Origin of the sequence: Phocoenobacter uteri, assembly GCF_900454895.1 — a bacterium.
Lineage (GTDB): Bacteria > Pseudomonadota > Gammaproteobacteria > Enterobacterales > Pasteurellaceae > Phocoenobacter > Phocoenobacter uteri.
In genome coordinates this window covers 658,097-674,427 of record NZ_UGTA01000001.1, presented here as the reverse complement: position 1 = coordinate 674,427, position 16,331 = coordinate 658,097, and the positions used below count along the sequence as shown (strand labels likewise).

The 16,331-nt window shown below is 34.1% G+C and carries 15 protein-coding genes; 7 read left to right on the top strand and 8 right to left on the bottom strand.

Going from position 1 to position 16,331, the window contains the following annotated elements; all coding sequences use genetic code 11:
• Positions 1 to 12: 12 nt before the first annotated feature.
• Positions 13 to 924, bottom strand: coding sequence for an N-acetylmuramic acid 6-phosphate etherase (murQ, locus tag DYE60_RS02885; RefSeq protein ID WP_115315138.1), 912 nt, complete (start codon positions 922 to 924; stop codon positions 13 to 15).
• A 190-nt stretch (positions 925 to 1,114) separates the two neighbouring features.
• Entirely contained in the window at positions 1,115 to 2,239 is a 1,125-nt protein-coding gene (locus DYE60_RS02880) for an anhydro-N-acetylmuramic acid kinase (RefSeq protein WP_115315137.1), read from the bottom strand.
• A 221-nt stretch (positions 2,240 to 2,460) separates the two neighbouring features.
• Between DYE60_RS02880 and DYE60_RS02875 the strand changes: the two genes are divergently transcribed.
• Positions 2,461 to 2,928, top strand: a complete 468-nt coding sequence (locus DYE60_RS02875) for a Dps family protein (protein ID WP_115315136.1) — start codon at positions 2,461 to 2,463, stop codon at positions 2,926 to 2,928.
• A 102-nt stretch (positions 2,929 to 3,030) separates the two neighbouring features.
• Here the strand turns inward: DYE60_RS02875 and DYE60_RS02870 are convergent, their stop codons facing one another.
• Both DYE60_RS02870 and DYE60_RS02865 read right to left on the bottom strand, forming a co-directional pair.
• A complete protein-coding gene (locus DYE60_RS02870) occupies positions 3,031 to 3,357 on the bottom strand; it encodes a hypothetical protein (RefSeq protein WP_115315135.1) in 327 nt (108 codons plus the stop codon).
• Positions 3,358 to 3,686: 329 nt separating this feature from the next.
• A complete protein-coding gene (locus tag DYE60_RS02865; RefSeq protein ID WP_115315134.1) occupies positions 3,687 to 3,962 on the bottom strand; it encodes a hypothetical protein in 276 nt (91 codons plus the stop codon).
• Between the two features lie 561 nt (positions 3,963 to 4,523).
• On the opposite strand from DYE60_RS02865, the gene DYE60_RS02860 reads away from it, so the two are divergent.
• The 5 genes from DYE60_RS02860 (at position 4,524) to DYE60_RS02840 (ending at position 9,789) form a co-directional block, all read left to right on the top strand.
• Positions 4,524 to 5,714, top strand: coding sequence for an amino acid aminotransferase (locus DYE60_RS02860; protein WP_115315133.1), 1,191 nt, complete (start codon positions 4,524 to 4,526; stop codon positions 5,712 to 5,714).
• Positions 5,715 to 5,746: 32 nt separating this feature from the next.
• On the top strand, positions 5,747 to 6,604 hold the full coding sequence (locus DYE60_RS02855; RefSeq protein WP_115315132.1) for a CYTH domain-containing protein: 858 nt from the start codon (positions 5,747 to 5,749) through the stop codon (positions 6,602 to 6,604).
• A 9-nt stretch (positions 6,605 to 6,613) separates the two neighbouring features.
• Entirely contained in the window at positions 6,614 to 8,002 is a 1,389-nt protein-coding gene (locus DYE60_RS02850) for a YdgA family protein (RefSeq protein ID WP_115315131.1), read from the top strand.
• A 232-nt stretch (positions 8,003 to 8,234) separates the two neighbouring features.
• Positions 8,235 to 9,206 (top strand): aminodeoxychorismate synthase component I, encoded by a 972-nt coding sequence (locus tag DYE60_RS02845; protein WP_115315130.1) that lies wholly within the window; start codon positions 8,235 to 8,237, stop codon positions 9,204 to 9,206.
• Positions 9,184 to 9,789, top strand: coding sequence for an aminotransferase class IV family protein (locus DYE60_RS02840; RefSeq protein WP_115315129.1), 606 nt, complete (start codon positions 9,184 to 9,186; stop codon positions 9,787 to 9,789). Before DYE60_RS02845 ends, DYE60_RS02840 begins: the two co-directional genes overlap by 23 nt.
• Before the next feature lie 87 nt (positions 9,790 to 9,876).
• On the opposite strand, the gene rpmE is transcribed toward DYE60_RS02840, so the two are convergent.
• The 4 genes from rpmE to DYE60_RS02820 all read right to left on the bottom strand — a co-directional run bounded on the left by rpmE (position 9,877) and on the right by DYE60_RS02820 (position 13,828).
• Entirely contained in the window at positions 9,877 to 10,092 is a 216-nt protein-coding gene (rpmE, locus tag DYE60_RS02835; RefSeq protein WP_115315128.1) for a 50S ribosomal protein L31, read from the bottom strand.
• A 178-nt stretch (positions 10,093 to 10,270) separates the two neighbouring features.
• The gene (locus tag DYE60_RS02830; RefSeq protein WP_115315127.1) at positions 10,271 to 11,272 is read right to left on the bottom strand and encodes an ABC transporter permease; all 1,002 of its coding nucleotides are present in this window, start codon (positions 11,270 to 11,272) and stop codon (positions 10,271 to 10,273) included.
• A 12-nt stretch (positions 11,273 to 11,284) separates the two neighbouring features.
• Positions 11,285 to 12,784 (bottom strand): sugar ABC transporter ATP-binding protein, encoded by a 1,500-nt coding sequence (locus tag DYE60_RS02825; RefSeq protein ID WP_115315126.1) that lies wholly within the window; start codon positions 12,782 to 12,784, stop codon positions 11,285 to 11,287.
• 114 nt (positions 12,785 to 12,898) lie between these two features.
• The gene (locus DYE60_RS02820) at positions 12,899 to 13,828 is read right to left on the bottom strand and encodes a sugar ABC transporter substrate-binding protein (RefSeq protein WP_115315125.1); all 930 of its coding nucleotides are present in this window, start codon (positions 13,826 to 13,828) and stop codon (positions 12,899 to 12,901) included.
• A gap of 444 nt (positions 13,829 to 14,272) precedes the next feature.
• On the opposite strand from DYE60_RS02820, the gene tkt reads away from it, so the two are divergent.
• Positions 14,273 to 16,270 (top strand): transketolase, encoded by a 1,998-nt coding sequence (tkt, locus tag DYE60_RS02815; RefSeq protein ID WP_115315124.1) that lies wholly within the window; start codon positions 14,273 to 14,275, stop codon positions 16,268 to 16,270.
• The last annotated feature ends 61 nt before the right edge of the window (positions 16,271 to 16,331 follow it).

Genomic DNA, 16,331 nt, shown 5'->3' with positions numbered 1-16,331 from the left:
GGTATAAAATTATCATTTTATTGCTTGTCTTAGCTTACCTTGATTGCTTTCTAATAATAATTTAGCCTCTTGTTTTGGCAAACCACTTAAAATCATCATAATCGCTAATTTTGAATGATTATCCGCTTCTTTTAGCACACGTTCAGCCTGTTCTTTATCACACTCTGTCGCTTGCATAACAATACGCACTGCCCTTGCTTTGAGCTTTTCATTACTCGCTTTTACATCAACCATTAAATTTTGATAGCATTTTCCCATTCGCACCATACTTGCTGTTGTCAGCATATTTAACACTAATTTTTGTGCGGTGCCTGACTTCATTCGGCTAGATCCCGTCAAAACTTCTGCCCCAACAAGGGTTTCAATCGCAATATCCGCAATTTCTACCATTTTACTGTTTGGATTGCTCACCATCGCCACAGTCGTTGCCCCAAGCTGTTTTGCATAACTTAACGCACTAATCACATAAGGTGTTCGCCCACTGGCTGCAATGCCAACCAAAACATCTTTTTCTGAAAATTGGATCTGTTTCAAATCTTCAATACTGGCTATTTGACTATCCTCCGCCCCTTCAACCGCATTACGAATCGCCTGTTCGCCCCCTGCAATAATCCCTTTAACCATTTCCGAAGAAACGCCAAAGGTCGGTGGACACTCTGACGCATCAAGTACCCCAAAACGTCCACTTGTTCCCGCTCCGATATAAATTAACCGTCCGCCTTGTTGAAACGCATCTACAATCTTATCTACTGCTAAGGCAATATGTGGCAAACATTTTTCAATCGCCACAGGCACTTTTTTATCTTCATTATTGATGAGCGTCACAATTTCTAACGCTGAAAGTTGATCGATATTTTGTGAATTTGGATTACGTTGCTCGGTTATCATCTGAGCCAGTGAATTTAATAGGTTTTGCTGTGTCATTTTATTTTCTCTGTGTGAAAATTGTAGCGACAATGCACGCATTGTCGTTGTGTCATTTTGCAATTTTATGATTATTTTTCTTTGTCTGCAATTGCTTATAACCATTGATGTAAACGGGGTACAAATTGTACCCCACTTTGAATAACTTTGTTTTTAAATTCAGTTATCGACAATCTGTCGACAACTCAAATCATTTAGGATATATCACCCCTAAACTCACAGCTTTGCTCGCCCCTGTGACGCTCGGCATATTAGAAGGTAAATTATGTATACGCTGATAAGCTAGCCACGCAAAAGCAACAGCTTCAACATAATCAAGATCTAATCCATACTCTGTGGTGGTGCTGACTTTCCATTGGGGGAGCAATTCTGTGAAACCTTGCATAATAAGGGGATTTTTCGCTCCACCACCACACACTAACAAACGGCAAGGCAATGATTGCGTGTTTAATCTCAATAATTCTTGTACCGTACTTTGAACTGTAAATTCAACAAGGGTTCGTTGAATATCTTTCGGGGAACAAGCGGTGTGATTTTTCTCAAAATTTACAATTTTTTGTTCTAGCCAAGTAAGGTTAAATAATTCTCGCCCAGTACTTTTTGGTGGTTCTTGAGAGAAAAATGGCTCATCTAATAGTAACCTTAATAATTCACTATTCACTTTTCCTGTTTTTGCCCAGTCACCATTTTTATCATAAGATTGATTAAGATGTTTTCCAATCCAAGCGTCTAATAAAAGATTACCGACACCAGTGTCATAGCCAATGACGGGTTGATTTGGCATTAACACCGAGATATTACTGATCCCACCAATATTTAACACCACTGTTGCAAATTTTGGATCAAAAAAGACCGCTTGATGAAAGGCTGGCACAAGTGGAGCACCTTGTCCACCAAATGCCATATCTTTACGACGTAAATCAGCAATTGTCGTAATCCCCGTTTTTGCTGCGATAATATTTGCATCGCCGATTTGGGTGGTAAATGGATAGGTGGTTCGTGGTGAATGCCAAATTGTTTGTCCGTGACAACCAATGGCTTCAATCTGCTCCGCATCTAAGTTATTCAAAACTAAAAATTGATTGATCGCCTCAGCATATAATTTTCCTAAACGATGATCTAACTCGCCCAGTTGCTGTAAAGTAGTTTCACCCGTTGAACATAACTTGAACAAGTCATTTCGTAACTCGTTTGGCATTGCCACAAAATGACTGGCTTTTAAGGTTGGTTGCGACGTTGCAAAATCTACTAAGGCGAGATCTACGCCATCTAAACTTGTACCTGACATTACACCAATATAATAATTTGCTTTCATATTCGTTCTCTTTTATCTATTTTCTTGATTATAAAATACTATTTTCATTTCGTAAAACAAAACGCAAATGATAAAAGCTATCATTTACGATTAAATAATAACCAAAATCTATTAAACTAATAGCTAGCAAATTTTTCATTTAAGTCTATAATGTACACAACTCATCAGGAATATCCCTGACACAAGATTCGATTACATTAAATTTTAAAAAGGAGAACACAATGATCAATAACATCGGTTTAAATACGCAAGCATCAAACAATATCGCTGTTGAATTAAATAATCTTTTAGCAAGCTATCAAGTTTTTTATACTAACGTACGTGGTTATCACTGGAATATCAAAGGGGTAAACTTCTTTGAATTACACGCTAAATTTGAAGAAATTTATAGCGATTTGGTGATTAAAGTAGATGAAATTGCAGAACGTATTTTAACCTTAGGTCAAACACCTAATAACGCATTTAGCCAATATTTAGAAACATCTCGTATCAAAGAAGATATTGCTGTAAGCGATGCAAAAGGTTGTTTAGCTGGCACATTAGAAGGTTTCCAAATTTTATTAAAACAACAACGCGAAGTAATGGAAATGGCGAGTGAAGCAGATGATGAAGGAACGGCTTCTCAAATGAGCGATTACATTAAAGAGCAAGAAAAATTAGTATGGATGCTATCTGCCTCTGTCGCTTAATCTCTCTGTAAAGGTTATAAATATAACGAGCAATAAGTATTCTTATTGCTCGTTTTTTTATCTCATTCAAGATTTATTATTTTGCTCTTGCATACACGATCTTTACATATAATATGATTTAAAAACACTCACAAGATAGGTGCTCCAAAAGAAGATCATCCAACAAATTGCCATCGGTCTAGGTCTAGGTAATAAATACTTAGTCCATTTACCTTCTTTTAAAACATCATTGTTATCTAAAATACCTATTGTTAAAGCGATAAAAATAATATCCGTATATTGTGTATAATCCGCAAAAATATAAGTAACACCATGAGTTACCGTATCACTTACTCTAAAATAAACTAAAATAGAACCAGTATAAAGCGTACTCAAAGTAAAAGTCCAATTCCAAGATATTTTACCTCGTTTATATTGACTATCTTTCATAAAAACACCTCATTTTTAGCAATTTTCGTAAGACCAATCATCAAAAGCATTAAAATAATCAATTTTTATATCCATATGAATATATGGCAAGAGAATTCTATTAAAAAAACTATTTTCATCAAATATTTTTTATTAAAAATGTGACAAAAATCACATAACTTTTACTTTTAAATCAAATGGATATACAAATAATAAAATTGATTTTATTTATCAATTGGGCATAGGTTTATATAGGTTAAATTTGTACGCTTTATTTAGTGTGGTTAAAAAAGCCGATAGCTAAAAAGTTATCGGCTTTTGTTTATCTTAATTTTGTTTGATTATTTTAATCAAGCGAAAAAACACATGCCTGTAAAAAATATCAACCAATAAATTACAAATGCTTTTACAGATAAATATTTATTAACTTTTATGCCTCGTTTTAAGCTATAAATAGAGCCTACCATTCCACCTGCACAACCAAAGAAGATTGCATCGGTATAAACAAGTACATCAGAGTAAGAATAACCTAACTTAGCACTCATTCTAAAATAAAATACAACAGTTACTATATAAATAGAATCAAGAATTAAATCTAAAACTGGATTATTTTTTTGCTCTTGCATAAACGTATCCCTCTAATTATTAATCCTGATTAAAAAACTATCTATCATCGTCATCATCATTATAACTATCTCCATAATCATAATCTACAAACTAACACTTTTTATACCCATCTAAATAGGCAAGAAAATTTTATTCAAAAAATAATTCTTATCAAATTATTTTTATTAAAAATGTGATAGCTATCACACAATATTTTCGTTTAAAATCAATTAAATAACTTAAAAAAACAACCAATTTATTTTATAAAAAAATAAAATTCATTCTTATTTTTTTACACTTTTTTCAACATTTTTATTGATAATTATTTTAATTTAAAATTTCAGTGTATTTTCCAACCAGTACATTTGTATGAATATTTTATATTGCTTATCTTTCAAAATAGCCAAAAATGAAAGGTTTTGAAGCATTTTGAAAGTGTAAAAAATTGAATTTATACCACTGCTCCGACCACTATTTCAAAATCTGCAAAAAAACACAAAAATCTGACCGCTTTCTCTTATCAATTTCAAAAAATACTCGTATAATCGTGCGTCTATAACACAACATTAAAAGGAAAAACTATGTTTAAACATATTCAAGCAGCACCAGCCGATCCTATTTTAGGTTTAGGCGAAGCATTTAAAGCGGATACTCGTTCACATAAAATCAATTTAGGTATCGGTGTTTATAAAAATGCACAGGGTGAAACTCCTATTGTCAAAGCAGTAAAAGAAGCAGAACGCCGTTTACTTGCAAAAGAAAATACCAAAAATTACCTCACTATTGATGGTGTTGCTGATTATAATTTACATACTCAAACCCTTTTATTTGGTGAAAATGCTGATGTCATTTCTCAAAAACGTGCTAAAACCGCTCAAAGTTTAGGTGGAACTGGTGCATTGCGTATTGCTGCAGAGTTTATTAAACGCCACACAAATGTAAAAAATATTTGGATTTCAACCCCTACTTGGCCAAATCACAATGCTATTTTTGATGCAGTTGGGATCAATATCAAAGGTTATCGTTATTATGACGCTGAAAAGAAAGCGTTAGATTGGGATAATTTAATCGCTGATTTAAGCCAAGCAGAAGCAGGTGATGTGGTGTTATTTCACGGCTGTTGCCATAACCCAACAGGGATCGATCCAACTCCTGAACAGTGGGATATTTTAGCGAAAATGTCTGCTGAAAAACAATGGCTTCCACTTTTTGACTTTGCTTATCAAGGCTTTGCGAACGGCTTAGAAGAAGATGCTTACGGTTTACGTTCATTCGTGAAAAATCATCGTGAATTATTGGTTGCTAGTTCATATTCTAAAAACTTTGGTTTATACAACGAACGTGTCGGTGCGTTTACATTAGTTGCAGATAATGAAGAAATTGCAAACAATGCGTTTAGTCAAGTGAAACGCATTATCCGTGTACTCTACTCTAACCCTGCGTCTCATGGGGCGAATACCGTTGCAACTGTTTTAGGCGATGAAGAATTAAAAGCAAGCTGGATTACTGAATTAGGCGAAATGCGTGATCGAATCAAGCAAATGCGTTATCAATTTGTCGCATTATTAAAAGAAAAAGGGGCAACCCAAAATTTTGATTTTATCATTGAACAAAACGGAATGTTCTCATTTAGTGGTTTAACACCCGTACAAGTAGATCGCTTAAAAGAAGAGTTTGCTGTTTATGCCGTACGCTCAGGACGTATCAATGTAGCTGGAATCACAGCAGATAATATTGATAGTTTATGTGATGCGATTGTAAAAGTGCTATAAACTAACTTTCTACCCAACGATAAGCGAATACTATGCAAAATGAAATTGAACTAAAAATTATGATCGAGCCTGAAAATATTCAGGCGATACAAACTTGGCTTGCGACACAATCTATCGTTTCAACAGAAACAAATGCGTTAGCAAACACCTATTACGATACGCCAGCGCTTTTTTTTGCAAAACAAAAAATGGGATTACGTGTTAGAAAGGTGAATCAAAATTGTGAAATGACCCTAAAAACTAAAGGGGAAATCGTGGGTGGTTTGCATATTCGCCCTGAATATAATTTAGATTTGGCCGATGAAAAACCTGATTTTAAGCGGTTCAATTCTCACTTTAATTTACAATTTCCTGATGTTGAGTATATTCATCATTCACTAGAAAAAGTATTCAGCACTGATGTTACCCGCACTTGCTGGCTTATTAACTATCAAGAGAGTGAAATTGAAATCGCACTTGATCAAGGTTGGGTAGAAAATAAATGGGGAAAAGATCGCATTTGTGAAATTGAATTAGAGCTAAAAACAGGTGATTTAAGCACTCTAATTCAATTTTTAAATGAATTACCAATGCTTGATGGAATGTATTTCAGTGCATTAAGCAAAGCAGAGCGTGGCTATTTTGTTGGTCGTTCTGATGAAATTGCAAAAAAAGTAAAAAATATAACCGCTTGTGATACCTCAAAATTCACAAGAACTGAACAATATCAATTTGAGCAAAATCTAGCTGATGTTATTCGTCTTTTACCTAATGAAAATGAGCAACTATTTAAGCTATTTACTGATCTAAGCAAGCTTAATATACCTCATTGGCAAGCTCTTCAAACTTATTTAAAAAGCAAATGCTACTTAAAACAAAACATTCAACTTATTCAAGAACTTTATTGTTAAGGAAATACTATGAAATTATCAAAAATTGCAATTTCTTTAATTGCAGTAGTAGGGGTTGTCCAAATTGGTGGTGCTTGGTACACAGGTACGCAAGCTGAAGAATATTATGAGAATCTAATCGCAGAAGTGAATAAAGAATTTAAAAAAGCTATTCCTCATGATATAAAACTTAAAATACAAAATCAGAAATTTGAACGTCATTTTTTCAATTCTGATTTTAGCTATGATTTAGTGCTTACAACACCTGAAGGTGAAACTTATAAATTCAAGGGACAAGATAAACTTAATCACGGCCCATTACCTCTTGATCGCTTAGTTAAAGGTAAACTATTACCTGTTATGGCAAATATTGAAGGTTCGTTACTTGCCGTTGAAAATACACAAAATATCTTCAAAGATAATATCGCATTAACTTCTCAAATGAATGTGAATTATGATCGTAGCTACGAAGGTAATCTGACCATAAATCCTGCAAAAACAGACAATTTTGAAACTGAAAAGACGACTGTCGTATTTGATTTTGATAAAAATAATATTGGAGATTTAAACCTTAAAAATCAATCTATTACCTTTAATTATCCAAACTCAGTAAAAGGTACGCTGAAAGAGATTGAATATAATGCTACAACAGTAAGTGATCAATATCCTAATTTAGAGTTAGGCGATTATGTTTTTAATGTAAAAGAATTTCAATTAACATCACCTGAACAAGAAGTATTTGTGATAAAAGATATTAAATCTATTGGTAAAAACAGAGTAGATAGCGAAGAATATCTTGGTAATGCAGATATCGAAATGGATCTTGTTATACAAAAGAATGGAATTAGTCAAGATCTAGGAAAAATGGCATTAAATATTGATTTAAAAGGCAATGCTGAGGCTTGGGATATCGCAACTGAACACTTTGATGATGAATCAAGCGATAATCCACTAAATGATGAATATATTATTGAAGCCATATCAAAAGGATTAACATTTAATATCAATGAGTTATCATTAAAAAATGGACAAGGTAAAAGTGGACTAAAATTAGTTCTGAATGCAGATAAGTTTGATCCTGAACTCGTTCAATCTCAACAGGATATTCTTACAATCCTAAAACAATCGGCTCTTGATGTTAATTTGAATATTCCTGCATTTCAACTAATGTTTAAACAAAAAGCATTATTAGATAAGAAAACCGAGCAAGAAGCCAATGATTTTGCCAAAGTCGCTATTGAGAAACTAATCAGTGATGCGAAACAAAGTGAAATTGCTATTGTTGATGATAAAAATATCAACGTAAAATTAGCCATAGACAATGGCAAGGTGATGCTTAATGAACGAGAATTATCGGATCAAGAAATTCAACAATTTTTATTTATACTTGCCTTTGGTTTAATGAGTATTCCACATTAAAAATAAAATTGTATAAAGAAAAACCCCAGTATCAATCGGATACTGGAGGTAACTTAATCTTACTAAGGAAATGAAAAAAACTGCTTACTTCAAAAGTATCTAGCACTTATTCAGACGCTATTGATGATAAAAAGTTCAATATAAATTTAATAAAAATAAAACTTCGTCGCAAAATAACTTACAAACAGTTAAAATAGCTGTAACGTAACGACTTTTATTACAAAATATTTTAATGCAAAATTTTATTCAAATAGCCAATCAATTTGGCAAACAAAAATCCCCTTTTTTCTTCCTCATTGACTTTGAACAGCAAAAACCGTTAATTATGCCACTTGAACAAACATATACAAGCGGTGTTATTTTTTCCTTTTTTTGCAAAAATAATATAAATGAAGAAAAAAGAATCACAAAACCGTTTGAGTTTTCATTTACACCAATGGAATATGCAAACTATCAACAAGGCTTTGAGTTAGTTAAACAACATATTCAAGCAGGTAATAGCTATCTACTTAATCTGACTTATCCAACAGCAATTCAAACTAATTTCAGTTTAGAAGAATTATTTTTCAACACTCAAGCTAAATATAAGTTATGGCTGAACGATCAATTTGTCTGCTTCTCGCCTGAAACTTTTGTCCGCATTAAGGACAATCAGATATTTTCCTATCCAATGAAAGGAACAATTAACGCTGATGAACCTAATGCTAAACAGCTATTGCTTGAAAATGAAAAGGAAATTGCCGAGCATAACACGATTGTAGATTTGATCCGAAACGATCTTTCCATTGTGGCTCACAATATTGAAGTAACCAAATACCGATATCTTGAAAAACTAACCACCCATAAAGGAGCAATTTATCAAACCAGCTCTGAAATTTGTGGGCAATTAGCTGAAAACTGGCAAGATGAAATTGGATCATTATTAGCTAAATTATTACCTGCTGGCTCAATTAGTGGTGCTCCCAAAGTGAAAACAGTTGAAATTATTCAACAGGCCGAAAAGCAGGAAAGAGGCTACTACACTGGCGTTTTTGGTTATTTTGATGGCGAAAGTTTAGAAAGTGCTGTTGCAATTCGTTATATAGAAAAACAGGGGGAACAATTTTTATTCCGCAGTGGAGGAGGAGTTACTTCACAAAGTAAACTTGATGATGAATATAACGAGATTTTAGAGAAAGTTTATGTGCCAATATCCTCTATTTGAAACCCTTGCGATTATTGATGGAAAAATACAAAATATTGAGTTTCATCAACAACGCCTTGATTATGCAATGAAAAACTATTTTCACTCAAATCAAGCGGTTACATTTTTATCAAAATTTGCAATTCCTACGCAGTTTCAACAAGGGCTTGTACGTTGTCGTCTTGATTATAATGCAAGTGATTTTGAGGTGAATTTTTATCCTTATAACTCGAAAAAAATCCAAACATTTCAATGTATTTATACGCAAGATTTGGATTATCAGTTTAAATACGCTGATCGCCAAAAACTTGATAATTTAAAAAACTCAAATTGTGATGAAATTATCATTATTAACAATGGCTTTATCAGTGATTGTACGATTGGTAATTTACTTTTTTTAAAAGAAAATCAGTGGTACTGCTCTAATCATTATTTGTTGAAAGGTACGCAACTCAGTTCGTTGATTTCTCAACAAAAAGTCCAACTTATCGAGATTAAATGTGAAGATATTTTTGGATTTGAAAAAATAATGATGATCAATGCGTTAAATCCGTTTGATGAGAACAGGACGGTTTTGATTTCGAAGGATACAATTAAAATATAATTTTTTGTAAAAAGTTATAAAAATATGACCGCATACAAAAAACAAAACCCTGCTAAAAAGCAGGGTTTATAAATTCAAAAAACTAAATTATTTTTTTGAACCTAAGATGCTGAAACGTTTGTTAAAGCGTTCTACTCGACCACCAGTATCAACAACACGTTGTTTACCAGTATAGAATGGGTGACATTTACCACACACATCTAAGTTTAAGTCTTTGCCCGCAGTTGAACGAACTTTAATAACATTACCACAAGAACAGTTTGCAGTAATTTCTTCATATTTAGGATGAATACCTTGTTTCATTATAGAAAACCTCTGTTGAGACCGTGTCGCCATTGAGCCGTACAAAATGTACCCCAACACCACACGAATTTAAAAACACTGAGTATGCCTCAGCACCAAAAAGAGACCGAATTTTACCTAAAATCAATGAAGAAAACAAGTTTTTTATTCTAATCTCTGTAACAATTACCAACAAAAACTAATCGGTTAAACGTTTTTCTAAACGACCACGATAAGTGTCTAAAATAACCGCTAAAATAATGACAATACCGGTAATAATTTGACGTGTGAAATCACCAAGCCCCATTAACAATAAACCATTTCCAAGTACGCCCATAATACAAGCACCTAAAAATGTACCAAGCATTGATCCTTTACCACCAAATAGTGAGGTACCACCAATAACCACAGCAGCAATCGCATTTAATTCAAATCCTGTACCTAAGATAGGGTTAGCAATATTTAAGCGTAACATATACATAATCGCAGCAAGCCCTGTCGCTCCGCCACAAATAGCAAAAGCAATAATTTTATATTTTACTGGGTTATGCCCTGATAAACGCACACTTTCTTCATTATTACCAATAGCGTAAATCATTCTTCCAAAGACAGTTTTACTCAAGACTAAGCCACCAATAATCACAACCAATATCGCAATAATAAAAATAACAGGGACATTAAAAATTGTCATTGCACCAAAACTATTAAAACTCATTGGAAAGCCAAAAATAGTACGAGCGTCAGCAATTTCTAAGGCGAGTCCACGAGCAATATTCAGCATTCCTAATGTCACAATAAATGAATGTATTTTCCATTTTTCACAAATTGCTCCACTAATTAGCCCACAAAATAATCCAGCTATAATACTAGCAATCACAGCAAGTGAGATTGCGACAAAAGGAGGAAAAGCAGCAAATGTTAATATTTTAGCACTCACCACAGCACAAAGAGCAAGTACTGCCCCAACGGATAAATCAATTCCACCGAGAAGAATAACGAAAGTCATTCCCGCCGCAATGATTGTGTTAATACTAATTTGAGTTAAAATATTAGATACATTGCTCATCGTCATAAACTTACTATGAGCTAAGGTAAAAAAGATCAATAATATGACTAATGCCACGCCTATTCCAGCCTCTTTTAGCAAGGCTCTTGTGATTTTTTTTGATGTCGAACTTTTGTTATTTTCAATCGCTGTCATAATAACCTCACTTTAAGATAAATAATTTTGATAGGAAAGACTTAATAATTTGGTAGATTCAAATTGCTCGCGTGTTAATTCACCACTAATTTCACCGTTACTCATTACAACAATACGATGGCAAATTCCCATCAATTCGTGGATATCTGATGAAACAACGATGATTGCTTTACCTTGTTTAGCCAATTCATTAAGTAATAAATAAATTTCGTATTTCGCCCCAACATCAATGCCTCGTGTTGGTTCATCAAGTAATAAAATGTTACCTGCTGCTTTTAACCATTTTGCAAAAATGACTTTTTGTTGATTTCCACCAGATAAATTAACTGCTTTTTGCTCTACAGACGATGATTTTATATTGAGAAGATCACGATAATGGTTACTATCTTGACGTTCAAGATCTTGCTCTAGTACACCGCCTTTTGCATACTCTTTTATGGTCGCTAAACTGATATTTTTAAAAATTTCAAAATCTAACACCAAACCTTGATGCTTACGATCTTCACTAACAAAATTGATGCCACAATTCACAGCATCTTTTGGTGTTTTGATAATTTTTCGCTCACCATAAATAAACAATTCACCAGTTGATTTCTTATCAGCACCAAAAATTGCTCGTAAAAACTCGGTTCGTCCTGCACCAACAAGCCCAGCAATACCCAGTATTTCCCCTCGTCTTGCCGAAATATTGATGTTCTTAATTTTATTCGTTGTAATGTTTTTAGCCTCAAAAATTATTTCACCAATTTGAATGCTTTCATCAAAAGGATATTCCTCTTCCATTTGACGCCCTATCATTTCTTTAATCATTTCTTCTGTTGAAATTTCATCAATCGGACAACTTTTCACAACGACACCATTGCGTAAAATACTAATATCATCACCAATTTCTTTTAATTCATTTAAACGATGTGAAATGTAAATTAGTGTTACGCCTTGCTCTTTCAAACGTTTCAGGATAGAAAATAATTTTTCTATTTCCTTCGGCGTTAACGTCGCAGTAGGTTCATCTAAAATGAGTATTCTACCATTCTTACTTAACGCTTTAATGATCTCTATCATTTGCATATAAGCAATACCAAGCTGAGAAACAGGAGTATCTGGAGAAATATCTAAATCAAATTGAGCAAGAGCTTCTTTCGTTTGAACATAAAGCTTATTTTTATCCACAAAACCAAATGTATTTCGAGGTAAATTGTCAAAAAATAAATTTTCAGCAACGGATAAATTAGGTAATAAATTCAGCTCCTGATAAACCGCATTTATCCCTAATGAAATAGCGTCAAAAGGTGTTTTTGGTAAAAAAGGTTTATTATCGAGCAACATTTCCCCTGAGGTTGGTTGATGATAACCACAAATCATTTTTATAAGGGTACTTTTCCCTGCTCCATTTTCCCCCGCAAGAACGTGACAGGTTCCTGCTCGAATATTTAAATTTATCCCTTCTAGAACCTTAACACCTGAAAAGCTTTTACATATATTGGAGAGTTTAAGTAAATAATTATCACTCATTGATACATCCTTATTTATGGTTAAGTAAAATAACGCGTTATAAAAAACAACCACTTATTCTTACCATAAAATAAATAAGTGGCTATTTTTTAATTTAGTTACTGCTAAACTCATTTATTTTTTAAGATCTTCCGCTGTAACTAATTTAACGGGTGTTTTTACCCAGCCTGATAATTTTTCGCCAGAATGAATTCGTAAACCCGTTTTGATCGCATTAACTGCTAAATCTTTCCCAAAGAAATCTTCGCTTGCTAATACTTTACCTTTTTTCATTAGATCCTGTACTGGTGCAATATTATCAAAACCAACCACTTTAATTTGTCCACTTTTCCCTGCTGCTTCAATAGCTTTAACAACGCCTAAAACCATAGAGTCATTCGCACACATTACACCTTGAACATCTGGATATTTAGTTAAAAGATTGGTCATCACTGTATTAGCTTCTTCGGTTTCCCAGTGAGCCGTACGAGAGGCAAGTAAATTTAATTGATTTTCTTCTACCACTTTCATAAAGCCACGTTTACGTTCAATCGCATTTTCTGCACCAGGATTTCCTTCAATAATGAATACTTTTGCATTTTTAGGAAGACTTTTAGCTAAGAAATCCCCTACTTCATACGCACCCTGTTCATTATTAGGACCTACAAATAAGAAGTCGTCAGGTAACCCCATTTGTTGTGAGGCTTTTTTATCTAAACGAACATCGAAATTTACAACAATAATTCCCGCATCTAATGCACGTTTGATTGACGGAATCAATGCAACAGAATTAGAAGGTGCCACAGCAATAATATCTTTTTGCTTAGTAATAAAACTTTCAAGCGTATTGATCTGAGTATCTACATCGCTTTCGTCTTTTAAACCAATAGCTTCCATTTCAAAAACATCTTTATTTTTGTCTGCATATTCCTTTGCACCGATTTCTACAGTCTTCCAAAATTCATTAGCAAGTGATTTCATCACTACACCAACTTGAACCTTTTCAGCAAATGCACTTGTGCTTAATAAAGCAGCTAACCCTAACGTAATTAGTGTTTTTTTCATAGTAAACTCCTACAGTTTTATTGACATAGAAACGTTTCGATTGTACAAACAAAATAACTTTTCTGTAAATCCATAATGTAGTATAAAAAATAAATTATGTGATTTTGTGAGATTTCAAGCAAAAATGAAATTTTAATCAAAAGAACAAATTATTTTTATGTTATGCTCTTCAATTCTTGCTTTCCTACAAGAATATGTGTCTATACCTCCTCTTTTTCATAAAAAATACACTTACATTAAGATACGAATGTTTAGTTTCTATCAAAAATGCTGATAAACACTTTATTTTAGTCAAATATCAAACAATATATGATTGAGAACATCTATTGCTGTGATTTTGATCACATTTTCTTAAAATATTATATGAAGTTGATCCCCAAAATAGTGTAAAATTCTCCTGTTTTATTATTCAAACACAATTTCTTATCATATAGGAGCAATAAAATGACTGATCGTAAACAGTTAGCGAACGCCATCCGTGTACTAAGTATGGATGCTGTTCAAAAAGCAAATTCTGGACATCCAGGTGCACCAATGGGAATGGCAGATATCGCAGAAGTATTATGGCGTGGATTCTTATCTCATAACCCAACGAACCCTAAATGGGCAAACCGTGACCGTTTCATTCTTTCAAATGGACACGGCTCAATGTTAATTTATAGCTTATTACATTTAAGTGGCTATGATCTTTCAATCGAAGATTTAAAACAATTCCGTCAATTACACTCAAAAACTCCAGGTCACCCAGAATACGGTTACGCACCAGGTGTTGAAACCACAACAGGGCCACTAGGGCAAGGTATCACTAATGCTGTGGGTATGGCAATTGCGGAAAAAACATTAGCAGGTCAATTCAATCGTGAAGATCACGATATCGTTGATCACTATACTTATACTTTCTTAGGCGATGGCTGTTTAATGGAAGGTATTTCACACGAAGCGTGTTCTTTAGCTGGAACGTTAGGATTAGGTAAACTGATCGCATTCTACGATGACAACAACATCTCTATTGATGGTCACGTTGATGGTTGGTTCTCTGATGATACTGCTCAACGCTTTGAAGCTTACGGCTGGCAAGTAATCCGCAATGTTGATGGCCACGATGCAGAACAAATCAAAGTTGCTATTGAAAATGCACAACAAGAAAAATCTCGTCCAACGTTAATTATTTGTAAAACTATTATCGGTTACGGTTCACCAAATAAATCAAATTCTCACGACTGTCACGGTGCACCATTAGGCGATGCCGAAATTCAAGCAACACGTGAATTCTTAAACTGGGAACACGCACCTTTTGAAATTCCTGCAAATGTTTACGCACAATGGGATGCAAAAGCGAAAGGTGAAGTGGCAGAAAAAGAATGGAATGCAAAATTTGCAGCATATGAAGCAGCATATCCTGAATTAGCAAAAGAATTCAAACGTCGTGTAAATGGCGATTTACCAGAAAACTGGGCAAAAGATTCACAAGCATTTATTGAACAATTACAAGCTAACCCAGCAAGTATTGCAAGCCGTAAAGCTTCTCAAAATGCAATCGAAGCTTACGCTCATATTTTACCTGAATTCTTAGGCGGTTCAGCAGACTTAGCAAGCTCAAACTTAACATTATGGTCTGGTTCAAAACCAATCCGTGCGACTGAAAACGTGGATGGAAACTACATCAACTACGGTGTGCGTGAATTTGGTATGTCAGCAATGATGAACGGTATCGCATTACACGGTGGTTTTATTCCTTACGGTGCAACCTTCTTAATGTTTATGGAATATGCTCACAATGCTGTTCGTATGGCTGCGTTAATGAAACAACGTTCATTATTCGTTTACACCCACGACTCTATTGGTTTAGGGGAAGATGGTCCAACTCACCAACCAGTTGAACAAACAACAGCATTACGTTTAATTCCAAACTTAGACACTTGGAGACCGTGTGACCAAGTTGAATCTGCGGTTGCTTGGAAATGTGCGGTAGAACGTAAAGATGGCCCAAGTGCATTGATCTTTACTCGTCAAAACTTAACCCAAATGGATCGTGATACTCAACAATTAGCAGATGTTTCTCGTGGTGGTTACGTATTAAAAGACTGTGAAGGTACGCCTGAGTTAATCTTAATCGCAACAGGTTCAGAAGTTGAATTAGCGGTTAAAGCAGCAGAACAATTAACCGCGGAAGGTAAAAAAGTACGTGTTGTTTCAATGCCTTGTACTAACATTTTTGATCGTCAAGATGACGCATACCGTGAAAGCGTATTACCAAGCTCAGTAACCAAACGTGTTGCAATTGAAGCTGGTATTGCAGATTTCTGGTACAAATATGTTGGCTTCGGTGGACGTATTGTTGGAATGAACAGCTTTGGTGAATCTGCACCAGCAGGCGAATTATTCAAACTATTCGGCTTCACTGTTGACAACGTTGTTGCAAAAGCAAAAGAAATTTTATAATTTGTAAATTATAAATAAAATATGACCGCTTAGCTGACGAGTTAAGCGGTCATTTTTTTAC